The 24,761-nt window shown below is 72.9% G+C and carries 20 protein-coding genes and 2 pseudogenes; 14 read left to right on the top strand and 8 right to left on the bottom strand.

Annotated elements, in window-relative coordinates:
• Nucleotides 1–63: 63 nt before the first annotated feature.
• Complete coding sequence (locus ACWD4U_RS18885) at nt 64–435, bottom strand: recombinase family protein (RefSeq protein ID WP_363454714.1); 372 nt, start codon at nt 433–435, stop codon at nt 64–66.
• Nucleotides 436–782: 347 nt separating this feature from the next.
• On the opposite strand from ACWD4U_RS18885, the pseudogene ACWD4U_RS18880 reads away from it, so the two are divergent.
• The 3 genes and pseudogenes from ACWD4U_RS18880 to ACWD4U_RS18870 all read left to right on the top strand — a co-directional run.
• Nucleotides 783–1,580: pseudogene (locus tag ACWD4U_RS18880) on the top strand (Tat pathway signal sequence domain protein); the annotation flags it as partial.
• Nucleotides 1,560–1,970, top strand: a complete 411-nt coding sequence (locus tag ACWD4U_RS18875) for a carbohydrate-binding protein (RefSeq protein ID WP_363454841.1) — start codon at nt 1,560–1,562, stop codon at nt 1,968–1,970. The pseudogene ACWD4U_RS18880 and the gene ACWD4U_RS18875, both read left to right, overlap by 21 nt.
• Nucleotides 1,971–2,187: 217 nt before the next feature.
• Nucleotides 2,188–3,921, top strand: a complete 1,734-nt coding sequence (locus tag ACWD4U_RS18870) for a glycosyl hydrolase family 18 protein (protein WP_363454717.1) — start codon at nt 2,188–2,190, stop codon at nt 3,919–3,921.
• 71 nt (nt 3,922–3,992) lie between these two features.
• Here ACWD4U_RS18870 and ACWD4U_RS18865 read toward each other — a convergent pair whose 3' ends face one another.
• Nucleotides 3,993–5,963, bottom strand: coding sequence for a sigma-70 family RNA polymerase sigma factor (locus tag ACWD4U_RS18865; RefSeq protein WP_363454720.1), 1,971 nt, complete (start codon nt 5,961–5,963; stop codon nt 3,993–3,995).
• A 366-nt stretch (nt 5,964–6,329) separates the two neighbouring features.
• Here ACWD4U_RS18865 and ACWD4U_RS18860 point away from each other — a divergent pair, with 366 nt between their 5' ends.
• Together ACWD4U_RS18860 and thpR are read left to right on the top strand one after the other, a co-directional pair.
• Nucleotides 6,330–8,024, top strand: coding sequence for a glycoside hydrolase family 71/99-like protein (locus ACWD4U_RS18860; protein WP_363454723.1), 1,695 nt, complete (start codon nt 6,330–6,332; stop codon nt 8,022–8,024).
• Between the two features lie 117 nt (nt 8,025–8,141).
• Nucleotides 8,142–8,759 carry an RNA 2',3'-cyclic phosphodiesterase gene (gene thpR / locus ACWD4U_RS18855; RefSeq protein ID WP_363454726.1) on the top strand — a complete coding sequence of 206 codons (618 nt, stop codon included), beginning with the start codon at nt 8,142–8,144 and terminating at the stop codon, nt 8,757–8,759.
• Between the two features lie 66 nt (nt 8,760–8,825).
• Here the strand turns inward: thpR and ACWD4U_RS18850 are convergent, their stop codons facing one another.
• Nucleotides 8,826–9,410 carry a TetR/AcrR family transcriptional regulator gene (locus ACWD4U_RS18850; RefSeq protein WP_363454728.1) on the bottom strand — a complete coding sequence of 195 codons (585 nt, stop codon included), beginning with the start codon at nt 9,408–9,410 and terminating at the stop codon, nt 8,826–8,828.
• A gap of 161 nt (nt 9,411–9,571) precedes the next feature.
• On the opposite strand from ACWD4U_RS18850, the gene ACWD4U_RS18845 reads away from it, so the two are divergent.
• The 5 genes from ACWD4U_RS18845 (at nt 9,572) to infA (ending at nt 13,950) form a co-directional block, all read left to right on the top strand.
• On the top strand, nt 9,572–10,273 hold the full coding sequence (locus tag ACWD4U_RS18845; protein WP_363454731.1) for an SDR family oxidoreductase: 702 nt from the start codon (nt 9,572–9,574) through the stop codon (nt 10,271–10,273).
• Between the two features lie 153 nt (nt 10,274–10,426).
• A complete protein-coding gene (locus ACWD4U_RS18840) occupies nt 10,427–11,932 on the top strand; it encodes an FAD-binding oxidoreductase (RefSeq protein WP_363454733.1) in 1,506 nt (501 codons plus the stop codon).
• A 130-nt stretch (nt 11,933–12,062) separates the two neighbouring features.
• The gene (locus ACWD4U_RS18835; RefSeq protein WP_363454736.1) at nt 12,063–12,587 is read left to right on the top strand and encodes a gamma carbonic anhydrase family protein; all 525 of its coding nucleotides are present in this window, start codon (nt 12,063–12,065) and stop codon (nt 12,585–12,587) included.
• 287 nt (nt 12,588–12,874) lie between these two features.
• On the top strand, nt 12,875–13,675 hold the full coding sequence (locus ACWD4U_RS18830; RefSeq protein WP_363454739.1) for a GNAT family N-acetyltransferase: 801 nt from the start codon (nt 12,875–12,877) through the stop codon (nt 13,673–13,675).
• Between the two features lie 50 nt (nt 13,676–13,725).
• On the top strand, nt 13,726–13,950 hold the full coding sequence (gene infA / locus ACWD4U_RS18825) for a translation initiation factor IF-1 (protein ID WP_363454741.1): 225 nt from the start codon (nt 13,726–13,728) through the stop codon (nt 13,948–13,950).
• A 110-nt stretch (nt 13,951–14,060) separates the two neighbouring features.
• On the opposite strand, the gene ACWD4U_RS18820 is transcribed toward infA, so the two are convergent.
• Nucleotides 14,061–14,339 carry a hypothetical protein gene (locus tag ACWD4U_RS18820; protein WP_363454744.1) on the bottom strand — a complete coding sequence of 93 codons (279 nt, stop codon included), beginning with the start codon at nt 14,337–14,339 and terminating at the stop codon, nt 14,061–14,063.
• Nucleotides 14,340–14,497: 158 nt separating this feature from the next.
• On the opposite strand from ACWD4U_RS18820, the pseudogene ACWD4U_RS18815 reads away from it, so the two are divergent.
• Nucleotides 14,498–14,755, top strand: a pseudogene (locus ACWD4U_RS18815) (Uma2 family endonuclease); the annotation flags it as partial.
• A 217-nt stretch (nt 14,756–14,972) separates the two neighbouring features.
• On the opposite strand, the gene ACWD4U_RS18810 reads toward ACWD4U_RS18815, so the two are convergent.
• Entirely contained in the window at nt 14,973–15,485 is a 513-nt protein-coding gene (locus ACWD4U_RS18810; protein ID WP_363454746.1) for a hypothetical protein, read from the bottom strand.
• Nucleotides 15,486–15,892: 407 nt separating this feature from the next.
• On the opposite strand from ACWD4U_RS18810, the gene ACWD4U_RS18805 reads away from it, so the two are divergent.
• On the top strand, nt 15,893–16,267 hold the full coding sequence (locus ACWD4U_RS18805) for a hypothetical protein (protein ID WP_363454749.1): 375 nt from the start codon (nt 15,893–15,895) through the stop codon (nt 16,265–16,267).
• 29 nt (nt 16,268–16,296) lie between these two features.
• On the opposite strand, the gene ligA is transcribed toward ACWD4U_RS18805, so the two are convergent.
• Entirely contained in the window at nt 16,297–18,342 is a 2,046-nt protein-coding gene (gene ligA / locus ACWD4U_RS18800; protein WP_449787239.1) for an NAD-dependent DNA ligase LigA, read from the bottom strand.
• Between the two features lie 119 nt (nt 18,343–18,461).
• Nucleotides 18,462–19,886 carry a helix-turn-helix domain-containing protein gene (locus tag ACWD4U_RS18795; protein WP_363454755.1) on the bottom strand — a complete coding sequence of 475 codons (1,425 nt, stop codon included), beginning with the start codon at nt 19,884–19,886 and terminating at the stop codon, nt 18,462–18,464.
• Between the two features lie 240 nt (nt 19,887–20,126).
• On the opposite strand from ACWD4U_RS18795, the gene ACWD4U_RS18790 reads away from it, so the two are divergent.
• Nucleotides 20,127–23,318: a M28 family peptidase gene (locus ACWD4U_RS18790; protein WP_363454757.1), complete on the top strand. Its 3,192-nt coding sequence runs from the start codon at nt 20,127–20,129 to the stop codon at nt 23,316–23,318.
• A 96-nt stretch (nt 23,319–23,414) separates the two neighbouring features.
• Here ACWD4U_RS18790 and ACWD4U_RS18785 read toward each other — a convergent pair whose 3' ends face one another.
• Nucleotides 23,415–24,602, bottom strand: coding sequence for an ABC transporter substrate-binding protein (locus ACWD4U_RS18785; RefSeq protein ID WP_449787238.1), 1,188 nt, complete (start codon nt 24,600–24,602; stop codon nt 23,415–23,417).
• Between ACWD4U_RS18785 and ACWD4U_RS18780 the strand changes: the two genes are divergently transcribed.
• Entirely contained in the window at nt 24,553–24,690 is a 138-nt protein-coding gene (locus tag ACWD4U_RS18780) for a hypothetical protein (protein WP_363454857.1), read from the top strand. The genes ACWD4U_RS18785 and ACWD4U_RS18780 overlap by 50 nt on opposite strands.
• Nucleotides 24,691–24,761 lie beyond the last annotated feature (71 nt).

Raw genomic sequence — 24,761 nt, 5'->3', positions numbered from 1 at the left:
ACAACAGCACCGAGGGAGCCGCCGGTCGGACGGGGCAGCGGCGGGGCGAACCCGTCGGGTGCGTCAGGACGCGACGCGGTACTCGCCGGGGGCGGCGTGCCCGGGCAGTTCCTCGACGCGGGCTCCGGTCGAGCGGAGGAACTCCACCACCGCGTCGGCGGTGCGGGCGTCGAGCGAGAGCACCCACCGCCCGGGGATCAGCACGGTGGAGATCTGCCCCATCGACGCCCGGGCGAGCAGCAGGCGCAGCTGCGGCCGGATCGTCCGCGACGACGCGCCGTTGTCGAGGTAGACCCGCGGGTGACGGACGCCGAGCTGCTCGGCGTGGTCCTCCAGGGCCCGGCGATGGGTCTCCATCTGCCAGCTGTCGTACGGGTAACAGCGCAGGTACAGCGCCGTACTGGTGCAGACCTCGCGGTCCTGGCCGATGGTCATGGTTGCTCCTCGTTGAGCCGGACGACACCACTCGGGCGCCGCCCACTGACGCACTGCCCATGATGGCCTGGACCAATGTCAAACGTCCAGACCAATCCACGCTGTGGACGAAAACCTGCAGGTCGTAGCCGCAGGGAGGTCGTCGAACCGCGCGAGTGGCCGGAGCGGCGGGTCGGGGGCGCCCAGGCTCCCGCGGCGTGCCGGTGGGTGATCTGGCGCATCGTCACCTCTCTTGACGCGACCGGAGGCTGCTGCTTTTCTCGTCGCGTTAGGAAAGGTTCCTAACCTCATCGTGGACCGCGCGAGCCGATGCCGGATCGCCGCCTCTCTCCCCCAGGAGTCGTCCCGTGAACAGGCCGTCCCGTCGTACCGTCCTCGGCGCCGCCCTCACTGCGGCCGCCGCCACCGCACTGCCCCGCGCCACCGCCTCGGCCGCCACCCCGATCGTCTCCAGCTGGCAGCAGCGCTGGTCGCCGTCGGCCGCCGTCGACGGCCTGGCCGCCTTCGAGACCGTCGAGGACGACCGCGCCGACTCCCACCCGGCCGGCGCCCCGCACATCCGCGTCGAGGGCGACAACTTCCGCTGGAACATGCACATGGTCGACCGCGACACCTCCACCGACCGCCAGCGCCACGAGGTCACCGGCATGCGCAGCCCGGCCGGCGGCGACTACCTCCAGTGGCTGCCCGGCGAGACCTGGCGGGCCACCTACTCGATGTACATCCCCGCCTCGCTGAAGGCGACCACCACCTTCACCCACATCATGCAGATGAAGGAACCCGGCGCCGGATCGTCGCCGATCGTGGTCCAGTCGCTGCGCCGGGTGTCCGGCGCCCAGACGATCGAACTCGAGCTCCCGGTCAGCGGAGTCTCGGTGGGCAGCACCAGCCTCGACCCGCTGCACGACCGGTGGGTGGACGTGGACTTCCAGATCAAGGTGGGGGACGGCGCCTCGGGGTCGGTCCGCTGGGTCCTGCGCAGCGCCGGCACCACGCTCATCGACGTCACCAGGACCGGCGTCGACACCTTCCTCGCCGACCGGGTGCGGCCCAAGTGGGGAATCTACCGCTCGCTCGGAGACACCTCGGGCTCGCTCCAGGACTGCTACCTGCTGACCACGGGGATGCGCGGCTACCAGCTGGTCTCCGGCAGCTCCGGCGTCTACCAGGCCGAGGAGGCCCGGATCTCCCAGGGCGTCGTCGAGTCCAACCACACCGGCTACAGCGGCACCGGGTTCGTCAACCTCGCCAACACCGCGGGAAGTTACGCCGAGTGGACGATCCAGGCGGGCGCGGCTGCCGGGGCCACCCTCGACCTGCGCTACGCCAACGGCACCACGGTCGGCCGGCCGATGGACATCACGGTCAACGGCACCCGGATCGCCGCCGGGCGCCCCTTCGCGCCCACCGCGAACTGGGACACCTGGGCGACCACCTCGCTCCCGATCACGCTCAAGGCCGGAGCCAACACCGTCCGGGTCACCTCCACCACCGCCGACGGCGGCCCCAACCTCGACCGGATCACCCTCCACTGACGGCGCTCGACGTCTCGTCAAGGTGCTTCGTTCCGTGGGGCGTTGAGTTGGTGCAGACCATTGACGCGTCATTTCCCGGCCGCTACCTTACAGGCCGTTAGGAAAGCTTCCTTACTATTTGCCCGGGTTGCCTGCGTACCGGCCCCGGCCTGCTTCGTGCCGTAGCGCCGGGGCACCTCGCTCATCACTCCTCCACAGCGAAGGAACCGATCCCCCCATGTCCCGATCCGCCCGCAGGGCGCTCACGGCGGCCGTGGCCGCCGCGCTTCCGGCCGCCGCGCTCGCCCTGGTCGCGGCACCGCCCGCCCACGCCGCCGGTGGTGCCTTCCCCGCGCACTACTCGGCGCCGTACCTGGAGATCGACAGCACCACGGCGGGCGACCTGGCCGCCGACCTGAGTGCCAGCGGCGACAAGTTCTACACGCTGGCCTTCCTGACCCCGAAGTCCGGCTGTACCCCCATGTGGGAGCGGGGCAACGACCCGGTCGGCGCCTTCAAGTCCCAGATCGGCTCGCTGCAGTCGGCCGGCGGCAACGTCATCATCTCCTTCGGCGGGGCCGCCGGAGGCGAACTGGCGCAGACCTGCACCTCGGTGTCCAGCCTCACCGCGGCGTACGCCAACGTGGTCAACACCTACGGCGTGACCCGCCTCGACTTCGACATCGAGGGCTCGGTCCTGGACGACACCGCCTCCAACGCCCGCCGCGACCAGGCCCTGGCCGCGCTGCAGGCGCAGAACCCGAACGTCCAGATCGACTTCACCCTGCCGGTGGACCCGAGCGGCCTGCCGAGCAACGCGATGAACATGCTCAAGGACGCCAAGTCCAAGGGCGTGAAGGTGAACCTGGTCAACATCATGACGATGGACTTCGGCGACGGCGAGAACGCCCTGAACGACGCCGAGTCCGCCGCGAACGGCACCGCCCCCCAACTGGCGTCGCTGTACGGCATCACCAGCGCGCAGGCCTTCAACCGCATGGGCCTGACCCCGATCGCCGGGAAGAACGACGACAACGAGGTCTTCAGCCAGGCCAACGCCCAGACCCTGGAGACGTTCGCGGCGTCCAAGGGCGTGCAGGAACTGTCGTTCTGGGAGGTCGACGGCTACGACAAGGCGCTGAACTACGCCTACTCGAAGATCTTCCAGAAGATCACCGGCGGTACCGCCGCCAACGACTTCTCCGTGGCGGTCGCACCCGCCTCGGGCAGCGTGAAGCCCGGCTCCTCCGTGACCGCGAGCGTCTCCACCGCGGTGACGTCGGGTGCGGCGGAGTCGGTGGCGTTGTCGGCGTCGGGTCTGCCGTCGGGGGCGAGTGCGTCGTTCAGTCCGGCGTCGGTGACCTCCGGCGGTGGTAGCACGCTGACGATCGCGACCGGCGCGTCGACCCCGGCGGGGACGTACACGGTCACGGTCACCGGGACTGCCGCGACCGGCAGCCACAGCGCGACCTACGGCCTCACCGTGACCACGGGCTCGACGGCCAACGACTTCTCCGTCTCGCTGTCGCCGGCCTCCGGCACGGTCACCGCCGGCACGACCGGCTCGACCACGGTGTCGACCGCGGTGACGTCGGGTGCGGCGGAGTCGGTGTCCCTGTCGGCGTCGGGTCTGCCGTCCGGGGCGAGTGCGTCGTTCAGTCCGGCGTCGGTGACCTCCGGTGGTGGCAGCACGCTGACGATCGCGACCGGCGCGTCGACTCCGGCGGGGACGTACTCGGTGACCGTCACCGGGACTGCCGCGACCGGTAGCCACAGCGCGACCTACAGCCTCACCGTGACGGCGGCGTCCGGCGGTACCTGCAACCCGGCGTGGAGCGCCACCGCGTCCTACGCCCCCGGCGACAAGGTCTCCTACGGCGGCCACAACTACACCTCCCTGTACTGGAGCACCAACGTCACCCCCGGCACCCCCATCGCCTGGAACATCTGGCAGGACGACGGCACCTGCTGACACCGGCGGGACTCCTCCCGAGGTGACAGCGTGAGGCCGTCCGGTGTGGGGCCGGACGGCCTCGCTGTCACTCATCGGGGATGCGCGGCGAAGGCGTCGTGGAGGATGTCCAGGTAGGCGCCGTGGCCGCTGGGGCTGGCCCAGGCGGTGGCCGATTCGGTCGCGGTTCCCTCGCCCCACTCGTTGTAGGTCACCACCAGCTGGAACGGCGCGCCAGAGGCGGCGACGGTCTCGGCGTCGCGCCGGAAGCGGGCGAGGTCGCGCGGGACTCGCGGCGTCGCCTCGTCGTTCTTCCAGAAGCCGGGCGACAGGCTCGCCGAGAATCCGGGTTGGACGTCCACGGTGTCGGAGTACTGGTGCCAGCCCTGCGGCTGGTTCGCGCAACTCCGGTAGCCGGAGAACACCTTGAGGACGACGTAGTACCCGGCGGTCCGGTTGGCCTCCGCCCAGCGGGTCGCCATGTCGCAACCGTCGTCGCCCTCCGCGTAGACGAAGACCACCGGCTTTCCGTCGACGTGCAGCCACGCCTTCTGGTCCGCGAAGGTGCGCAGGTGGGTCAGGTCGCTCTGGATCTGGGCGACCGACGGGTCGGTGTAGCCCTCCTGCTCGTAGTAGACCGACCAGGAGAAGCCCGTCCTGGCTCCCTCGGCCATCAGTAGCGGCAGCCTGGTGTCCTCGCGCCGGCCCACGCCCCACCAGGAGGCGATCCCGGCCTGGAGGCCGCCGTACTGCATGTCCGCGATCTGGCGGTTGACGGTCGCCGGGGCGTCGACGGAGTACCGGCCGGCGGAGGCCGTGTAGTGGCTGCCGCCCGGGGTGAAGTTGTCCGGGTACCAGGGGTAGTAGAAGGCGGCGCGGACCGGCAGCCCGGTGCCGGATTCCTTTCCCGGCGCCTGCGACGGGGAGCCGGTCGACGCCGTGGGGTCGGGTGTCGCCGCCGTCGCCGAGGGCAGGTCCGACGGTGCGGAACTCGGCGCGGCGAGGGCCGTGGCCACCGTGGCGGGCGGCGGCGCGCCGGCTGCGGCGCGGCTCGCCCCGTGCCGCTGGGGCAGGCCGACGACGTAGCCGAGGACGAGGACCGCCACCAGGGCGACGGCACCGGCGCCGGCGAGCACGGCCTTCCCGGCGGAGACCTTGCCGGCCCGCGCCGCGTGACTCGCCGCACCGTCGACGGTGGCCGAGGCCCCGGCGGTGGCGAGGTCCACGGGGTGCGGCGCCAGGAGGGCCAGCAGCACGGGTGGGACGGCGACCAGCGCCAGGTCGGCCAGCAGCCGCTCGGAGGCGATCAGGCCGACGGGTTCGTCGCCGCAGACCGGGCAGGTGCGCAGGTGCTTGGCGATCCGCTTGCGCCACAGGCCGTCGGGCTTCCCGTTCCAGCCCCGGAGCGTCTCGCGCAGGCCGGGGCACCGCGGGTCCTCCGCGAGCGCGCGGACGACGGCCCGGGCGACCTCCAGCCGGGCCTTCAACCGCTGGACCCGGACCGCGGTCTGCGGCAGCGTCAGCTCCATCGCGCCGGCCAGCTCGGCCCGGGTCAGCCGGCCCGCGACCTCCATCCACCACAGCGACAGCAGGTGCTGCTCGTCGGCGTCCAGCCACCGGGTGGCCTCGACCGCCTCCCGCCGCTGGCCGGAGAGGCTCAGCACGGTGATCGTCAGGTCGACGAAGTCGGCCGCCGGGTCGGCGAGTTGCACCGCATCCGCGTCGAGCGCCGCACTCCCGCCGGTCGCCGGGGCGCTGCGCCGCGCCTGCGAGTGGCGGCCCACCTCGCGCAGGGCGATGGTGACCAGCCAGGACCGGAACGCCCCCGGGTCCCGCAGCTGCCGCACGTCGCGTACCAGTTGCAGCATGACCTCCTGCACGACGTCGTCCGCGTCGGCGGGGGTGCCCAGGGCCCGTCCGACCAGGTTGTAGACCAGGGGCAGGTGGTCGGCCACGAGCACGTCCAGGGCGCGGGCGTCGCCGCGTTGCGCGGCGCGCACCAGCTCGGTCCGGGCTTCGGGGAGCCGCGGGCCGTCGTACCCGCTCGGTGGTGTCTCGGTCATGGTTCGCGGAGGTTCCCGGGTGTCGTCGGGACAGCGGAGGTCGGCAGGAGGTCTCGGCAGAGCGGCTCGGCGGCGGGGCTCGGCAGAGGTCTAGGCAAATGGGTCTCGGCCAAGGGCCGCGGGCCGACTCCCCGGCATCATGGCAGGCGTTGATTTAGCGGTCCAACCTGGGCTCTTGTCCCGGTCGGAGCGACGCCGCGGGCCCAGGGGACGGGGAGCACGGGCCCCTGCCGATATCAGAAATCGGGCCGGAAGAGCTGATCCCCACATCGGCGCCGAACCGATTGACCCGCCGTCACCCGCGCCCGTTGAATCTGCTCCACCGCCGGCCCGTCCCCCCTCCACCTCCCCATGGAGCAGCACGCCATGTCGCAGAGCCACCGCAGGAAGATGTCCCGCCGCACGATCCTCACCACGTCGATCGGCGGCGCGGCCGCCGCCGCCGTCGGGGCGTTCGCCGTCACCAAGGCGGCCACCGCCAGCACCGCACCCCAGGCCGCCGCGGCTGCCGCCCAGGTCGGGGACGTGGTCGGGAAGGTCACCGTCGGCTACCAGGGCTGGTTCGCCTGCTCCGGCGACGGTGCGCCGATCAACGGCTGGTGGCACTGGAGCACGAGCATGAGCCAGCCGCCGTCGCCGAGCAACAACTCGATCAAGGCCTGGCCCGACATGACCGACTACGGCAAGAGCTACCGCACGGCCTACGGCGCCCTGGGCAACGGGTCGCCGGCGGCGCTGTTCTCCTCCTACGACCAGCAGACCGTGGACACCCACTTCCTGTGGATGCAGCAGAACGGCATCGACACCGCGGCCCTGCAGCGGTTCAACCCCGTCGGCGGCGAGGGGCCGACCCGCGACGCGATGGCCACCAAGGTCCGCAGCGCGGCCGAGGCGCACGGCCGCAAGTTCTACATCATGTACGACGTCAGCGGCTGGTCCACCATGCAGTCCGAGATCAAGGCGGACTGGACCAACAAGATGAAGGCCCACACCGCGTCGGCCGCCTACGCCGTCCAGAACGGCAAGCCGGTCGTCTGCATCTGGGGCTTCGGCTTCAACGACAGCAAGCACGCTTTCGACGCCGCCGCCTGCCTGGACGTCGTCAACTGGTTCAAGGGGCAGGGCTGTTACGTCATCGGCGGGGTGCCGCGTGAGTGGCGCACCGGGGTCAACGGCTCCCGGGCCGGGTTCTCCGACGTGTACCACGCGTTCGACATGCTCAGCCCGTGGATGGTGGGCGCGATCGGCAACGCGGCGGACTCCGACTCGACGTACCAGAACGTCAACGTCCCCGACCAGGCGGACTGCAACGCCCACGGCATCGCCTACCAGCCCTGCGTCCTGCCCGGCGACCTGTCGGCCCGTCAGCGCGCGCACGGCGACTTCATGTGGCGGCAGTTCTACAACATGGTCCGGCTCGGCGCGCAGGGCATCTACATCTCGATGTTCGACGAGTACAACGAGGGCAACCAGATCGCCAAGACCACCCCGACCCAGGCCACCGTCCCGACCGGCTCCGGCCTGCTGAGCCTGGACGAGGACGGCACGGCCTGCTCCTCCGACTACTACCTGCGCCTGACCGGCGACGGCGGCCGGATGCTCAAGGGCCAGATCGCGCTCACCGCCACCCGCCCGACCCCGCCGGTGGTCAGCGCCCCGCGGGTGGTCCGGACGGTCTCGCTGCGCGCGGTGGCGAACAACGACTACGTGACCGCCGAGAACGCCGGTGCCAGCCCGCTGATCGCCAACCGCACCGCCGTGGGCGGGTGGGAGCAGTTCGACGTGGTCGACGCGGGCGGCGGCAACATCGCGCTGCGCGCCAAGGCCAACGGCCGGTACGTCTGCGCGGACAACGCCGGCGCCAGCCCGCTGATCGCCAACCGCACCGCGTTCGGCCCGTGGGAGACCTTCAAGCCGGTCACCAACGCCAACGGGACGATCAGCCTGCTCGCGCAGGTCAACGGCAAGTACGTGACCGCCGAGAACGGCGGAGCCAGCCCGCTGGTCGCCAACCGCGCGAGCATCGGCGCCTGGGAGCAGTTCACCCAGACCACGGTCTGACCCCCACCAGCCGGACGGATCTCCACTGACTGCGCGGGCACGCGGGGGCGGCCGCCCGGTCCGGTGGCCGCACCCGGCCGGCGACGCCCCGGTGGCCGCGGGTGCTAGAAATCTCTCGTGGACGATCACCCGGAGCCCCCGACCCTGCGCGTCTTCGTGGCGCTGGCTCCGCCCGACGACGCCAAGGACGAGCTGGCCCGCGCCCTGCAGCCCGCCTACGCGTCGTATCCGCGGCTGCGGTGGAACCGGATCGAGGACTGGCACATCACCCTCGCGTTCCTCGGCGAACTGCCCGCCACGGCAGTGCCGTTGCTGCGCTCGGCGATCGCCGACGCGGCAGCCTCGCACCCCGCCCTGCAGCTCGGCCTGCGCGGGGGCGGCCACTTCGACGAGCGGCTGCTGTGGGCCGGGATCGACGGGGACCTGGACGGGCTGCGCGGGCTCGCCGCAGACGTCCGGGACCTGGTCAGGTCCTGCGGGATCGGGTTCCGGGACCGCCCGCTGCACCCGCACCTGACCCTGGCGCGCGCCCGCCGCGACGATCCGACCAGCGTGCCGACGGCTGCCGCCGGGCTCGCCGACTTCGCCGGCCGGACGTGGTGGACCGAGCGCCTCCACCTGGTCGGCAGCAACATCGGCCGCGGGCCCGGGCCGATCCACTACCGCGACATCGAGGCGTGGCCGCTCGGCACCGCCGTCCGGGCCGCGGGCGGCGGCGCCGCCGCGAACCCGTAGCGGGGAGCGAACCCGGAGCCGGCGCCGGATCGGTAGCCGGACCCGTAGCCGGAGCCTGACGGGACGTCAGACGTCCCGCACGCCCGCGGCGTCGAGCAGCGTCGCGGCGGTGGAGACCGCCAGGCCGTCCAGCGGGTGCGCCTGGACGACGCCCCAGGCGCTGGACCCGTCGAAGGCGACGGTCAGTTGGCGGGCCAGCAGCGCGGGATCGGCCGCGCCGCCGCGGGTGGCCTCGCGGCGGAAGAAGGACGTCAGCGCGTCCTTGTGGTGACGGGCCACCAGGTGGGCCGGGTGGTCGGGCGCCTTGAGCTCGACCGCCGCCGCGACGTACGGGCAGCCGCGGAACTGCGGGTCGGCGGCGAGTCCCTCCAGGCTGCGGAAGACGTGCAGGATGCGCTCGCGGGCCGACCGCCCGTCGTCGGCCGCCGGGAGCAGCGCGGCGGCGTGGCCGGGGGCCCGGCGCTCCAGGCTCGCCGCGACCAGCTCGTCCTTGCTGTCGAACAGCTGGTACATCGAGCGCTTGGAGACGCCGGCCGCCCGGCACAGCGCCTCGACGCCCACGTGGACGCCCTCCCGGTAGAACAGCTCCACCGCCGCGTCCAGCAGGCGGTCGCGGGTCGAGGCGGCGGGGGCGGCGGCCGGATTCGTCATGTGCACAGCGTACGCCGCGGGCGGCCCGTTGAAAACCGAACGGTTTCCCGGTCTCGCGTGCGGCGGCATGACGCCTTGCGGTCGGAAACCGATCGGTTTTACAGTGGTCGGGCGCAGCGAGAAACCGATCGGTTTCCGCGTGGAGCGAATGGGAGACGGCCATGACACGGATCGACAACGCGGTGGCGCTGGTCACCGGCGGCAGCCGCGGTATCGGCAAGGCGCTGGTGCAGGAGCTGTACGCCCGCGGCGCGGCGAAGGTCTACGCCACGGCGCGCGACCCGCGCACCGTCACCCACCCCGACGCGGTGCCGCTCGCGCTCGAGGTCACCGATCCCGACTCCGTCGCCGCCGTCGCCGCGCAGGCGAAGGACGTGACGATCCTGATCAACAACGCCGGGTCCTCCTCCGGCGCCGACTTCCTGGACTCGCCCGTCGAGGACGTCCGCCGGGACTTCGAGACCAACTTCTACGGGCCGCTGTACGTCACCCGCGCCCTGGTGCCCGTCATCGAGGGCAACGGCGGCGGACACCTCCTCAACGTCCACTCGGTGCTCTCCTGGCTCGGCACCGCCGACTCCTACAGCGCCTCCAAGGCCGCGATCTGGTCCCAGACCAACTCGCTGCGCCTGCGGCTGCAGCCCCGCGGCATCGGCGTCACCGGCCTGCACGTCGCCTACGTGGACACCGACCTGACCGCCGCGATCGACGCCCCCAAGTCCAGCCCGGAGGCCGTGGCGGCGCTGGCGCTGGACGGGATCGAGGCCGACGCGTACGAGGTGCTGGCCGACGACGTCACCCGGCAGGTCAAGTCCGCCCTGTCGCAGGACCTCGCCGTGCTCTACCCGCACCTGGCGCGGTAGCGGCCCCCGTTCGGGCGGCGACGGTTCGGGTCCGGAGCGACCCGGCGCGGCAACCGCTGCGCGGGCGGATGCGCAGGCACCCTGGTGTCACCGGCGGCGAACTGACGACCCGTCACCCTCGGCCGCCCCGCCGGGAGAAGGGCGTACCGCACCATGACCACCATCGATCGCCGCCGCTTCCTCACCACCCTCGGCGCCGCCGCCACCGCGGTCGCCGTCGGCGGCAGCCCCGCCGCCGCACTCACCACCTTCCCGGCCCGGCCGCGCAGCCGCCGGGCCATGCCGCCCGACTGGCAGGCCCTGCGGCAGCGGCTCGGCTCCCGGCTCGTCCTGCCGGACGACAGCGGGTACCCGACGGCGCGGCTCGGCTTCAACGAGCTGAACGACGGTCAGCTGCCGTCGGCGGTGGCCGAGTGCGCGTCCGCCGACGACGTGCGCGCCTGCCTGGACGTGGCCCGCGGCCACGGCATCCCGATCGCGGCGCGCAGCGGCGGCCACGGCTACCTCGGCTACAGCATCCCGAACCAGGGGCTGGTGATCGACCTGCGCCGGATGCGCGACATCCGGGTGCACCCCGACGGGACGGCGGAGGTCGGCGCGGGCGCCCGGCTGATCGAGGTGTACGCCGGCCTGGCCGCCGCGGGCCGCCTGCTGCCGGGCGGAAGCTGCCCGACCGTCGGCGTGGGCGGGCTGACGCTCGGCGGCGGCATCGGCGTACTGGCCCGCAAGTACGGGCTGACCTGCGACCGGGTGGCCGGCGCCGAGGTGGTGACCGCCGACTCCTGCCTGCTGACCGCCGCGCCCGACGCCGAGTCCGAGCTGTACTGGGCGCTGCGCGGCGGCGGTGGCGGCAACTTCGGCGTGGTCAGCCGGTTCCGCTTCGCCACCGCGCCCGCGCCCGGCCTGACCGTCTTCGTGCTGCGCTTCCCGGCCGGATCGGTGACCGAGGTGCTCGGGGCGTGGCAGGGCTGGGTGGCCGACGCACCCGAGGAGCTCTGGGCGAGCTGCCAGATCTCCGGTGGCACGCCGCCGAGTTGTCGGATCGTCGGCTGCTTCGTCGGCGACCCGGCCGGGGCGAACGCACTGATCGACCAGCTGGTGCAGGCCGCCGGGACGGCCCCGACCTCGCGCACCGTCGCCGCCAAGGACTACCTCGACGCGATGAAGTTCATGGCGGGCTGCGCCAACGACACCATCGCCCAGTGCCACCCCACCTGGGAGGGCGGCATCCTGACCCGGGCCGGGTTCGTCGCGGTCTCCCGGATGTACGGTCCCGGTCCGCTCGACCCGGCGGGCGTCACCGCGCTGATGGCCGGCCGCGACGGCGTCGACCTGCTGCTCGACTCACTGGGCGGCGTGATCAGCGACCTCGCCCCCGACGCCACCGCCTTCCCGCACCGCGACTCGCTCGCCAGCGCCCAGGTCTACGTCGGCGCCACCCCGTCCACCGAACAGCAGGCCCGCGCCACGGCGGACGCCATCCGCGACGGCCTCGCCGACCTCGGCGCACCCGGCGCCTACGTCAACTACATCGACGACACCCTCCCCGACTGGGGCCACGCCTACTACGGCGCCAACCTCCCCCGCCTGCAGGCGGCCGCCCGCCGCTACGACCCGGACGGCGTCTTCGCCTTCCCGCAGTCGGTGGTGGCGGCCTAGCGGTCTGCCCGAGAGGGAGGGCGAGGGGGAGGGGCGGGGTGCGTGGGAGGGGGGAGGGGGTGCGGGTGACGGGTCGTGGGCTCGGGGGAGACTGGCCTGCGACCCGCGTACCCGAGTGAAGGAGCAACCCGTGGCCGAGCCCTTGATCGCCGCCGTCGGCGGACTGGAACCGGAGATCGACCCGTCGGCGTTCGTGGCGCCCGGGGCGGTGGTGGTCGGCGCGGTGACCGTCGGAGCCGGAGCCAGCATCTGGTACGGGGCGGTGCTGCGGGCCGACGCCGAGCGGATCACCGTCGGCGCGCAGACCAACATCCAGGACAACTGCACGGTGCACGCCGACCCGTCGTTCCCCGCGGTGCTCGGCGCGCGCATCTCGGTGGGCCACAACGCCGTCCTGCACGGCTGCGTCATCGAGGACGACGTCCTGGTCGGGATGAGCGCCACCGTGCTCAACGGGGCCAGGATCGGCGCCGGTTCGCTGGTGGCGGCCGGCGCGGTGGTGCCGCAGGGCATGGTCGTCCCGCCCGGTTCGCTGGTGGCCGGGGTGCCGGCCAAGGTCAAGCGGGAGCTGACCGAGGAGGAGCGCGCCGGGATCAAGGCCAACGGCGAGGGCTACCAGCTGCTCGCGGCGGCCCACGCGGCCGACGTCCGGTAGGGCGAGGCGTGCTGGCGGTGGCGCGAGGCGTGCTGACGGTAGGGCGAGGCGTGCTGGCGGTGGGCGCGAGGCATTCTGACGCCGTGTCGGGCGGCCGGTGGAATTTAATCGGTTGGACGGGCGGGGGAGGGGCGGTAGTGTCTGCGGAGCCGTGAACGAACCGTAGGAGGTGGGACCCATGTACGCAGGACGCAGGTGGGTGCTCCTTCTCCTCCCCACGGTGGCCGACTGACCAAGGTGTCGTCGGGAGCGCCCCTCCAGCAGGGAACTCCCGAAAGGTGACACCGATGGATACTTCACACTTCACCTCCCCCGCCACCGCACCCGCGGTCCATCAGGTCGTGCGCGTCGCCCCGACGCAGTGGCACGCCCTCGCGGACGGCCAGGTGGTCGGCCGTGGCGACAGCACGAGCCGTCCCGACGGGCGGATCTTCCTCAGCATCGACGCCTGGCACCGCCCGGTCTTCGACCGGCTCGCCGCCGCGATGGCGGCCGACCTGCCGGACACCCTCCACACCCTCGTGGACGCGGACGACACCGAACTCCGCTCCGGCTGGGAGCGCGCGGGATTCGTCCCCGGCCGCCGCGAGTGGGAGTACCTGGTGCCCACCGACCCGCAGCTCACCGGACTCGATTCGGTCGTCCCGCCCGGTGTGGCCATCCTGTCCGCCGGGCAGGCTGAGGAAGAACCGCTGCGGGCCCTCGACCGCACGATCCGCGAGGAGGTCGAGGCCACCGTCGGCTGGCACACCATGCCCGCCGAGGTACTGCCCTGGCCGGTCGGTGCGCCACTGCCGGTCGACCCGGCGAACTACACGGTGGCCACCGTCGGCGGTGCCTACGTCGGCCTGGCCCGGCTGGCCACCCGGACCCGGCAGGCGCGGATCGGCCTGATCGCCGTCCGCGCCGACCACCGGCGCCGAGGCATCGGCCGGGCCCTGCTGTCCCACGCAATGACCGCACTGCACCAGGCCGGCCGCCCCAGCGCCCGCGCCGAGGTGCACGAGGCCAATGCCGCCGCGTTGGCCCTCCTGGACGGCGCCGGGGCGACCCGCGTCGGCGGGAACCTGGAACTGGTCCGCGCCTGACACCCCGTCAGCACCACCGCACGACGACATCTCCCGAGAGAAGAGACGACTTGACCAAGACATCCACCGGCATCGACGTCGAGGGCACCGTCACCGAATGCCTGCGCAACGCCACCTTCCGGGTGGAGCTGGCGAACGGCCACGAAGTCCTCGCCCACATCAGCGGGAAGATCCGCAAGAACCGCATCAAGATCCTCCCGCAGGACCGGGTGCTCGTGGAACTCAGCCCCTACGACCTCACCCGCGGTCGGATCCGCTTCCGCTACCGCACCTGACGGTGGGTCAGGCCTCGCCGTCCCCCCGTCTCCCTGTCCCTCTGGCCCGACCGCGGGCCGGGGGGACGGGGGGCGGGGGCGGGGACGGGGGACGGCGAGGGTCTGACCGGTCAGAAGGTGCGCTCGGTGAACCAGGTGGACTGGCTGCCCGGGTTGGTCAGGTCCACCGTGGTGCCGGAGAGCCGGCCGTCGGTGCCGCGGTTCCCGGTGTAGCGGCCGACCGGGCCGTGCGACCAGTAGAGGGTGAAGTGGATGCTGTCCCCGTCCACCGCGCCGTCCTTCGGCGTCGCCACCGTGCTGCCGGAGGAGGCGGTGCCGAACAGGTTGCCGTTGCCGTCCTGGGTGATGTCCACCCGCACGGTCGCATTGGTCTGGAAGACGTCCCACACCCCACCGGCATAGAAGCCCGCCGCCCGCACGGACTGGGCCGCCCGCGGAACGACGGCACTCGCGGGAGCAGCGGCAACGCCCGCCCGGCAACGGCGAGCAGCGCCGCGAGCGCGGCGACGGTGGCGCGGGCAGGCGAGCGACGGTAAGCGAACACGGGTCCTCCGAGACAATCGCCGTCGTGATCGAGATCGCGTCCCCCTCGACCCGGGTCACCGACAAGAAGATGAAGCCGAGCCTCTACGCCGCCGCGGGCATCCCGCACTACTGGCGCGTCGAACTCGACCCCGCGCCCCGCCTCCACCTCGGCCACCTGGAGCGCGGAAACTACGTCGACCGCCTCATCCACGCCGGTGAGAGCACCGCCCTCACCGAACCGTTCCCGTTCGACCTCGACCCCGCCGTGCTGCGCCGGTAGCTGTCCGCACGTCGTGAGCCGCTCGCCTGGTGCTGTGACCGTGTAGGTTCGCCGGGTTGGCGGGCGGGCCGTCCGCCGATTGGATGTCGCGAGACGTTCAGCTCGGAGGGCCTCGATGGCGGAGCCGGTCAGGGTCCGGAGGTTCACGGGCCACGAGGGACAGCAGCTACATCGGATCGCGCGTCGGGGCGGCACGAGCACGGTGCGGAACGTTGCCTCAGATCAGTGCATCCGTGGGTTCGAGTGAAACGCCAGGGCGCTGAGCCAGCCGGCGTGCTTCGGTCGTGACCTCTTCGTCGATCTCCGATGGGGCCCTGCCGCCCCCGTAGTCGAGCATGCCGTACTCGTCGTCGAGCGCGGCGAGCCGTTCTGCAAGGGGCAGTTCATGCCCAAAGCGCTGATGGATACGGAAAGCGAGCTCCCGAGGGGTCAGCTCGCCGGCGAGCATCTGGCCTGCGAGTGCCCGGGCGGCGGCTTCCTGGCCGGCGATGCTGTCAACCGGGTAGAAGGTGAGGCCCAGCTCGTCGAGCGCAGAGGGGAGAATCTCGGGCACGTCGTAGTCCGCTTCGGCGCGTGTGCACGCTGCCAGGGCCCGCAGGGCGGGACTGTCGAGTCCGGCAACGAGGGCATCGCACGCGGCGCTGACGACGTCGCTTGCTCGGACCTCACCGGTGCTCCAGAGAACGGCGTGGTCCTGCAGGTTTCTGGCTGCTGATTGGGTCGACCGCACTGACACATGATCCGTGCAAGAGGTGGCCCGGTCGAGCGGGTTTTCACAGCGAGGACGTCGGGATGGCGGGCGTTGGCGTTGCGCCGGCGCAGGTAGGAGTGCAGCGCAGCGCGAGGAGCGCGCCCGCATCCGCAGCGCGAAGGGCCTGCGCTGGGGCGGACGGCCGCAGCACGTGAGAGCCGCGGACGTTCAGTCCCTCAGGTGAGCGGCGTGCCCGCGGGCGTGGATGATGCGATCCGGCGGCCGGCGGAACCTCTCCTGGCGTGCGACGCCGCCGACCACCAGCGCGGTCCCGGTGTCCGCGAAGACGTAGTCGTACGTGAGGCCGCCATCCGACCACCACTCCCGCCGCTTCACCGGCCGGACCAGGAGTTGAGCCCTCCGGGCCGGCTCGACATACTCCCCGAATGACCAACACTGGGACCGAGGCCGCACAGCAGGGGTGGGACGGACCCTGGTACCGCGTCCGAACGGATCGGTTCGAGGCGTCGTTCCTGCCCAGCGCCGGCGAGCCTCTGGACGGCATCTGCAACGTCGACGTCGAGGTCCGGCTGACAGCGGACGGCTCACGCTGGAGCGCGACCGTGTTCACCCTTGCCGAGGTCGAACGCCTCATGGAGAGGTGGTCCCGCACCGGGGAGGCACTGGGCGGCCGCTACTTCTGGTGCTCCGATGGCCTCATCGTTCGGGATCCCGGCATCGACAGCATGACCCAGGTGCTGGTCGGCTTCCTCGACGACGGCGACTTCACACAGGTTCTCCAGCGGCTTGATGACGAATGACCGTCCGACCCTCATTCTGAAACGATCAGTCAGTCCGCGTCCGCCGTGAGGCCGACCAGGGCGGCGAAGTCGTCGGGGGAGAGGATGCGGATGCCGAGCTCCTCGGCCTTGGCGCGCTTGGAGCCGGCCTTCTCACCCGCGACCAGGAGCGTGGTGCGCTTGGAGACGGAGGAGGAGGCCTTGCCGCCGGCGCTCTCGATGAGCTCGTTCACCTCGTTGCGGGAGAGGGCGGCCAGCGGGCCGGTCATGCTGCCGGTGACGACGACCGACTCGCCCGCCAGCGGGCCGGTCGCCGCCGCGGCTTCGGCGGGGCCGGCGGCGGGGGCCTCGGGGGCGGTGACGGCGATGCCCACGCGTTGAGCGGCGAGGCGGTCCAACAGGTCGCTCAGCTCGGCGAGTTCGGCGACGACGACGCGGGCCTTCTCGGCACCGATGCCGTCCACCTCGGCGAGGGTGTCGGCGTCCGCGGCGCGGATCGCCGCCATCGAGCCGAAGTGCGCGGCGATGCGGCGCGACATGGTGCGGCCGGTGCCGCGGACGCCGAGGGCGCAGAAGACCCGGCCCAGCGGCTGGTTGCGGGCGGTCTCGATGGCGGCGAGCAGGTTGTCGGCGCTGGTGTCGCCCATCCGCTCCAGGGTGAGGAGTTGATCGCGGGTCAGGGTGAAGAGGTCGGCCAGGTCGCGGACCAGTCCGGCCTCGACGAGCTGCACGGCGCGGGTCCCGCCGAGGCCCTCGATGTCGAGCTGGTCGCGGCCCGCCGCGTAGATCACCGAGGCGACGGCCTGGCAGTTGCGGCCGCGCGCGCAGCGCCAGCGCTGCTCGCCGGTGTCGATCGCGTCGCCGCAGCGCGGGCACGACTCCGGGAAGACGATGGGGAGTTCCGCGCCGGTGCGCTGGTCGACCAGCGGCGCTTCGACGCGCGGGATGACGTCGCCCGCCCGGTGGACGAAGACCTGGTCGCCGAGCATCAGGCCGCGCCGTTCGATGTCCGCCGGGTTGTGGAGCGTGGCGTAGGTGACGGTGACGCCGTCGATGACGACCGGTTCGAGGACGGCGCGCGGGGCGATGATCCCGGTCCGGCCGACGTTCCACTCGATCGCCAGCAGGCGGGTGACCTTGTGCTCGGCGGCGAGCTTGCGGGCCACCGCCCAGCGCGGCGCCCGCGATCCGGAGCCGGAGTCCCGCTGGTCGGCGGCGGCGTCGGCCTTCACCACCACGCCGTCGATCCCGAACGGGAGCGCCGCGCGCAGCGCCGCGATCTCCTCGACCCGCTGCTGCACCTCCTCGACGGTGGCGCAGCGCAGCGGCCGGGCGTCGGTGCCGGCGGCGGTGTTCGCGCCGAGCACCGCGAGGCGGTCGAGCAGCTCGCTGTGGGCGAGGGCGTCGTCCGCGCCGACGGCGCCGTAGGCGAAGAAGGTCAGCTCGATGCGGTACGGGCGGTCCTTGGCGCGCAGGGTGCCGGCCGCGCCGCTGCGGGGGTGGGCGAACGGCGGCGCCTCGTGGGCGATGCGGATCCGGTTGGCCTCCTCGAACTGCTCGTGGGTGAGCAGGACTTCACCGCGCAGTTCGACGTCGACCGGCTCGGTGAGCACGCTCGGCAGGCCGAGGACGGCTTCTGCGGCGTGGGTGATGTCCTCGCCGGCCAAGCCGTCGCCGCGGGTGAGCAGTTGCTGGAGCCGCCCGGCCCGGTAGCGGGCGGCGACGGCGAGGCCGTCGAGCTTGGGCTCGACGCACCAGCCGTCGACCGGCCGGCCGAGCCGCCGGGCCAGGCCGTCCGCCCAGTCGGCGAGCTCCTCGCCGGAGAAGACGTTGTCCAACGACAGCATCGGCACGCTGTGCGGCACGTCGCCGGTGACGGCGCCGCCCGCGACCTTCCCGGTCGGCGACTGGGGCAGCACCTCGTCCGGGTGCGCCTCCTCGTACGCGGCGATCGCCCGGACCAGCGCGTCGTACTCGTCGTCGCCGAGCGGCGTCGTGCCGTCGCCGTAGTAGGTGGCGGCGGCCCGGACGGCGTCGGCAACGGCAGCGGCGTAGTCGCCGGGGGAGAGCAGCGCGTCGTTGATCATGTGCATCATCATGGCGAACCGCACTGACACTCGACCGGGCGGCTCGCGGGTGCGGCCGCGGCGGGTGTGAGCGCGAGCCGCCGGCGGGCGTGCCCCGGGGCCGGTGCCCGGTTGGTGGGCACCGGGGGTCAGGGTGCCGCGCCGAGGTGGAGTGCGGTCTCGGCCAGGTCGTCGCCCCAGCCGCGGGCGCCGGCCGGCAGGCGGGAGCGCAGGCCGCGCAGCTCGTGCCGGACGAGTGCGGGGAGGGTCCCGCCGTCGGTCGCCAGCAGCGGGGAGAGCACGGCCAGCGCGGTGCGGGGGTCGCCCGCGCACAGGTGGCAGTCGGCGATCCGGACGGTCAACATCGCCCGGGTGGAGGGGAGTCGACCGCCTCCCAGCAGGTCCAGCGCGGACTCGGCGGCGGCCAGGGCGAGCCGGGCGAAGCGGGTCTCGCCGGAGCGCGCCGCGACGTCGCGCAGGGCCGCCGCCGCGCCGGACTCGACGCGCAGCCGGAGCGAGGCCGGGGTCAGCCAGGGGACGTCCGAGTCGATGCCGGTGTCGGCCGCGTCGAGGTGGTCGAGGTGCATGCGGGCCCGGCCGACGTGCCGTACGGTCGCGCGGACGTCGCCCGCGAGGGCGTCGGCCCGGGCCTCGCCGAGCTGCGACAGCGTGCCCGACCAGTGCCGGCCCGGGGCGGCGCGGCGCATCTCGCGCGCGTAGTCGGCGGACGCGGCCGGGTCGCCGTCCAGCAGCCCGAGCACCGCCATGTCGCTGAGCGCGGCCACCTGCGTGATGGCGTCGTCGGCCAACTCGGCCCAGCCCAGCGCCCGGTCGAAGCAGGCCATCGCGGTCGCCGCCCGCCCGCCGTGCAGGCGCAGCGCGCCCGCCGCGTGGGCGTACTCCGCGGCCAGGCGGGCCAGCACGCGGCGCTGCCGCCCGGGCGCCCGCGCCAGCCGGGCCACGATCGCCCGCAACGTTCCCTCGACGACCGCTCCCGGTGACGGACCGTCGGGCGACGTGACCTCCGCCGAAGCGTTCTGCCGGGCGGCGGCCCGCAGTTGGGCCGCCAGCACCGCCGCCAGGGCGTGCACCGTCTCGGTGTCCAGGGGTCCGCGCGGCTCGCCGCAGAAGACCGCGTGCAAGGCCACCGCCGTTGCGGGGGTGGGCAGTTCGCAGCCGGACGCGCCGTGCAGCGGGCAGAGCAGGTCGTACTCGGGCAGCCGTGACGGGCCGTCGTCCGCCGCCGGGGCGGGCAGTGCCGCGGCGAATCCGGCCGGGCCGGGCTCGGGGGACCGCGCCAGCGGCGGACGCAGCAGCTGCGCGGGCACGGCCGGCCCGCCGTCCGAGCGCTCGGCGCGTCCGCAGGAGCGCTCCAACTCTCCGCCGGTCTCCAGCAGTTCGTCGAGCCGTCGGGAGAGCCGGGGGGTGGCCCGGCGGGTTCCGTGCTCCAGTCGGCTGACCGCAGTGTGGTCGTAGCCGACGGCGGTGGCGAGCTGCGCCTGGGTCCAGCCGGCCCGCCGCCGCCAGTGCCGCAGCAGTGCCCCGAACTCCTGCCAACTCCCGCTGCCCGCCATCGTGTGGTCGCCCGGCCCGCCCGGCCGTATCGAGACCGTACCGAACGCGGGCTCACCCGTACATGGTGTGGTCTGTACCAATTCTTTGCCGACGGCGGGCGCAGCGCTTTGCCAACTCCATTCCTGATCGCGGAACTTGACGGAACGTGTCAGCCGACCCGGGCACCCGTTCGGAGCGTTGACCAGGCCATGGCGAGGGTGTGAGGGTTCCGGGCACCCCCACACCCCCGAGGAGCTCTGATGAAACGCAGACTGCTGACCGCGGGCACCACCCTGGCCGTGCTGGCCGGCCTGCTCGGCGGCACCGCGGCCCAGGCGTACGCCGCGCCCGCCCCCGTAACCCCCACCCCGCCCAACCCGCTGGCCGCGGCCGTCTCCGCTGCCGACCTGGCCGCCGCGGCCGGACTCGACGCACTGGCCAAGGGGCCCGACGAGAGCTACGAGCGACGCACCGTCACCCCGTGGCTCGGCGGCCTCTACTCGGTGTCCTACGAGCGCAGTTACCGCGGCCTGCCGGTGGTCGGCGGCGACGCCGTGGTGCTCGCCGACGGCCAGGGCAAGGTCCGCGCCGTGCAGTCCGCCGCGTCCGGTCCGGTCGGCGTCCCCACCACGCCCACCGTGACCGCGGCGGCGGCCGAACGCACCGCCCGCAGCAGGCTGGCCACCGTGGACGGCGCCGACCCGGCCCGCCTGGTGGTCCGGGTCAAGGACGGTGCGGCCAAGCTGAGTTGGGAGTCCGTCCTGACCGGCCGGACCGACCGTGCCCCCAGCCACCTGCACGTCTTCGTCGACGCCACCACCGGCGAGGTCGCCGACAGCTACGACGACGTCCGGGCCGGCACCGCCAACAGCAGGTGGAACGGGCCGGCCCCGGTCACCATCTCCACCACCGGGTCCGGGAGTTCGTACTCCCTGCGGGACCCGAACCGCCCCGGTCTGAGCTGCGCCGACTACTCGACCGGCCAGGTGTTCAGCAAGTCCACCGACTCCTGGGGCACCGGCAACCCCACCGCCAAGGAGACCGGCTGCGCCGACGTGATGTTCGCGGCGCAGAAGGAGTGGGACATGCTCCGCGACTGGCTGGGCCGCAACGGCCAAAACGGCAACGGCGGCAGCTGGCCGGTCAAGGTCGGCCTGAGCGATGTCAACGCGTACTGGGACGGCTCGTCGGTCTCGATCGGCCACAACAACGCCAACGAGTGGATCGCCTCGATCGACGTGGTCGGCCACGAGTTCGGCCACGGCATCGACCAGTACACCCCGGGCGGCGCCAACAACGAGGCGGGCCTGGGCGAGGGCACCGGGGACATCATGGGCGCGCTCACCGAGGCGTACGCCAACGAGCCCGCGCCGTACGACAGTCCGGACTACACCGTCGGCGAGATGATCAACCTGGTCGGGTCGGGCCCGATCCGGATCATGTACAACCCCTCGCAGATCAGCGGCAACCCGAACTGCTACTCCTCCTCCATTCCCAACACCGAGGAGCACGCGGCGGCCGGCCCGCTCAACCACTGGTTCTACCTGCTCGCCGAGGGCTCCAACCCGGGCGGCGGCAAGCCCACCAGCCCGACCTGCAACAGCAGCAGCGTCACCGGCCTCGGCATCCGCGACGCCGGCCGGGTCTTCTACGGCGGCATGCTGCTCAAGACCAGCGGCATGACGTACAAGAAGTACCGCACCGCCACCCTGACCGCGGCCAAGAACCTCGACCCGAGCTGCACCTTCTTCACCCGGGCCAAGGCCGCCTGGGACGCCGTCAGCGTCCCCGCCCAGAGCGGCGACCCGACCTGCACCCCGTCCGGCAGCAACGACTACTCGCTGGCGCTGAGCCCGTCCGCCGGCACCGTCCAGCCGGGCGCCTCCACCACCGCGACGGTCGGCACCGCCGTCACCTCCGGCACCGCGCAGGCCATCTCACTGACCGTCAGCGGCGCCCCGACCGGCACCACCGCGCAGGTCAGCCCGTCGAGCGTGCAGGCCGGCGGCTCCGCCAGCCTGACCGTCGCCGTCGGCGCGGCCACCCCCGCCGGCACCTACACGCTGACCGTCACCGGCACCGGATCGGCCACCCACACCGCCCAGTACCAGCTCACCGTGAGCGGCGGCGGCAACCCCGGCGGCCCGGCGCCCGACATCGACGTCGCCAAGGTCCAGGCCCACCTGACCCAGCTCAACACCGTCGCCAGCCAGAACGGCGGCACCCGCCGGGCCGGCAGCGCCGGGTACACCCAGTCGGTGGCGTACGTGAAGGGCAAGCTCCAGGCGGCCGGCTACACCGTGACCGAGCAGACCTGCACCAGCTGCACCTACGCCTCCAGCAACCTGATCGCCGACTGGCCCGGCGGACCGTCCGACCAGGTCACCATGTTCGGCGCGCACCTCGACAGCGTCGCCGCCGGACCGGGCATCAACGACAACGGCTCCGGCTCGGCCACCCTGCTGGAGAACGCCCTGGTGCTCGCCCAGCAGAACCCGACCATGAGCCGGCACGTCCGCTTCGCCTGGTGGACCGGCGAGGAACAGGGCCTGCAGGGCTCGCAGTTCTACGTCGGCCAGCTCGGCTCCGCCCAGCGCAGCGCGATCAAGGGCTACTACAACTTCGACATGGTCGGCTCGCCGAACGCCGGCTACTTCATCAACAACCTCACCTCCACCGCCGCCGCGCCGCTGAAGGCGTACTGGGACTCGCTCAACCTGCAACCCGAGGAGAACGTCGAGGGCCAGGGCCGCTCCGACGACTACTCCTTCCAGCAGGCCGGCATCCCCACCTCCGGCTACGCCGCGGGCGCCGACGCCACCAAGACGTCCGCGCAGGCGACCAAGTGGGGCGGCACCGCGAACCGCGCCTACGACTCCTGCTACCACCAGTCCTGCGACACCAGCGCCAACATCAACGCCACCGCCCTGAACCGCAGCGCGGACGGCGTGGCCAGCGCGATCTGGACCACCTCGGTCACCACGACCACGCCCGGCAACGACTTCAGCCTCGTGCTGAACCCCGCCACCGGCACCGTCCAGGCCGGCTCCACCACCACCGCGACGGTCGGCACCGCCACCACCAGCGGCAGCGCCCAGTCCGTCACCCTCACCACGACCGGCGCCCCCACCGGCGCCACCGTCACGGTCTCCCCGTCCACCGTCACCAGCGGCGCCACCGCCACCCTGACCATCGCCACCGGCAGCACCACCCCGGCCGGCACCTACACCATCACCGTCACCGGCGCCGGAAGCAGCGCCACCCACACCACCGGCTACACCCTGGTGGTCAACGGCGGAGGCGGCGGCACCACCACCTGGGCCGCCGGCGTCACCTACAAGGCCGGCGACCTCGTCACCTACAACGGCGTCACCTACCGCTGCATCCAGGGCCACACCGCCCAGACCGGCTGGGAGCCGCCCATCGTCCCCGCCCTCTGGCAACAGATCTGACCCACCCGCACGGAACGTGCCGCGGCCCGGTATGGGGACGGACCGCGGCACACCGGCATGCCCGGGAGTTCTCAGTCCGGTCGGCCAACGGGGGTGCTACTGCGGCGGCTTACGGCCCGTCAGTGCCCAGCGGACGTCGACGAAGCCGCGCTGCTGCTCGGCCAGGCGACCGCCCTTCACCTGCTGGAAGGTGACCCAGGTGTTGACCAGGCGCGGGGACTCGGCGCTCGGCAGCATGTCGGTGAGGCCCCAGGTGAGCGGGGGCGTGACGCCGCCGACGTCCATGGTGTCCTCGCCGTCCAGCTGGTCGCGCAGGGTCTTCGCGGTGACTGGCTTCCCGGCCGAGCGCAGCCTCAACTCGGCCTGGAAGAACACCTGGTAGGCCACCCAGGTGGTCTGCACGGCGAGGTCGGACGGCTGGATGCCGGCATCGGACGCCGCCTGGTCCTTCACGGTGGTGCGCAGGTCGTCCCAGGCCGCGGCGGACTCCGGCGGGTACCAGCCGGTGACGTACGCGTCGGCCAGCGGACCGCTCGCGCCGCCCGTCGCGTCGACCACCGACTGCTCCACGGAGCCGGCGATCGAGGCCAGCCGGGTGCGCTTGGGGTTCAGCGCCCGGTAGGCGGTGAGCAGCGGCTTGGTCTGGTCGGGGCCGAGCGCGGCGATCACGCAGTTCCCGGTGGCGTCGTCGCCGAGCGCACGCTTGGAGAGCGCCGCGAAGTCCGCCTTGTTCTCGGGTGCCTTGACGTCGACGGCGGTGATGCCGGCGGGCTTCAGCGCGGCCGAGAGGTAGCGCGCCATGGTGTCCCCGGCGGGGGTGTCGGGGCGGATCAGCGCCACCGACTTGCACCCGGCCTCCACCAGCTGCCGTCCGCTGCCGGCCACCAGCGCCGGGGTCCCGCCCGCCACCGGGTACGACAGCGGGCTGCTGAACTCCGGCCCCGACAGCCCGTACCCGCCCAGGTACGGGATCCCCGCGCTCTCCAGCACCGGCATGAACGCGTCCGCGTGCTGGCTGTACGAGCCGATCACCGCGACCACGTGCGCGTCCACCGCCTGCCGGGCGCAAGCCGTCGCCCCGTCCGCCGAGTTGTGGTCGTTGCAGGTGAGGACCTTGAGCTTGTGCCCGGCGAGGGTGTCCTTGGCGTTGGTCTCCCGCGCGATCGCCGCCGCGAGCGCCGTCACCCCAGGCCGGTCCGTCCCCCCGGTCCCCGACGGACTCCACGTCATCACCGTGTACCCGTCCCCATCCGCCCCGGCAGCGGCCCCGCCGCACCCGGCCACCGCCAGCAGCACCAGCACGCCCGCCGCGGCCGACACCGTCCGCCTGATCATCTCCGCGCCCTTCCCCGACCCGACCAATGTTGTCTAGCCAAGTTGTCCAGGCGAACGCACAGGCAGCCACCGGAAGAACAGCGGAAGTCCTACGTCGGAACAGCGTCA

The organism is Kitasatospora sp. NPDC002522 (genome assembly GCF_053595195.1).
The sequence above is the reverse complement of the archived record's forward strand: the minus strand, read 5'-3'. Positions and strand labels throughout refer to the sequence as shown.

What these genes read in the sequence shown, in the direction of transcription:
- ACWD4U_RS18885 (WP_363454714.1), bottom strand. Translation starts at nt 435, where the DNA reads ATGACCATCGGCCAGGACCGCGAGGTCTGCACCAGTACGGCGCTGTAC.
- ACWD4U_RS18875 (WP_363454841.1), top strand. Translation starts at nt 1,560, where the DNA reads ATGCGCGGCTACCAGCTGGTCTCCGGCAGCTCCGGCGTCTACCAGGCC.
- ACWD4U_RS18870 (WP_363454717.1), top strand. Translation starts at nt 2,188, where the DNA reads ATGTCCCGATCCGCCCGCAGGGCGCTCACGGCGGCCGTGGCCGCCGCG.
- ACWD4U_RS18865 (WP_363454720.1), bottom strand. Translation starts at nt 5,963, where the DNA reads ATGACCGAGACACCACCGAGCGGGTACGACGGCCCGCGGCTCCCCGAA.
- ACWD4U_RS18860 (WP_363454723.1), top strand. Translation starts at nt 6,330, where the DNA reads ATGTCGCAGAGCCACCGCAGGAAGATGTCCCGCCGCACGATCCTCACC.
- ACWD4U_RS18850 (WP_363454728.1), bottom strand. Translation starts at nt 9,410, where the DNA reads ATGACGAATCCGGCCGCCGCCCCCGCCGCCTCGACCCGCGACCGCCTG.
- ACWD4U_RS18845 (WP_363454731.1), top strand. Translation starts at nt 9,572, where the DNA reads ATGACACGGATCGACAACGCGGTGGCGCTGGTCACCGGCGGCAGCCGC.
- ACWD4U_RS18840 (WP_363454733.1), top strand. Translation starts at nt 10,427, where the DNA reads ATGACCACCATCGATCGCCGCCGCTTCCTCACCACCCTCGGCGCCGCC.
- ACWD4U_RS18830 (WP_363454739.1), top strand. Translation starts at nt 12,875, where the DNA reads ATGGATACTTCACACTTCACCTCCCCCGCCACCGCACCCGCGGTCCAT.
- ACWD4U_RS18805 (WP_363454749.1), top strand. Translation starts at nt 15,893, where the DNA reads ATGACCAACACTGGGACCGAGGCCGCACAGCAGGGGTGGGACGGACCC.
- ligA (WP_449787239.1), bottom strand. Translation starts at nt 18,342, where the DNA reads ATGATGCACATGATCAACGACGCGCTGCTCTCCCCCGGCGACTACGCC.
- ACWD4U_RS18795 (WP_363454755.1), bottom strand. Translation starts at nt 19,886, where the DNA reads ATGGCGGGCAGCGGGAGTTGGCAGGAGTTCGGGGCACTGCTGCGGCAC.
- ACWD4U_RS18790 (WP_363454757.1), top strand. Translation starts at nt 20,127, where the DNA reads ATGAAACGCAGACTGCTGACCGCGGGCACCACCCTGGCCGTGCTGGCC.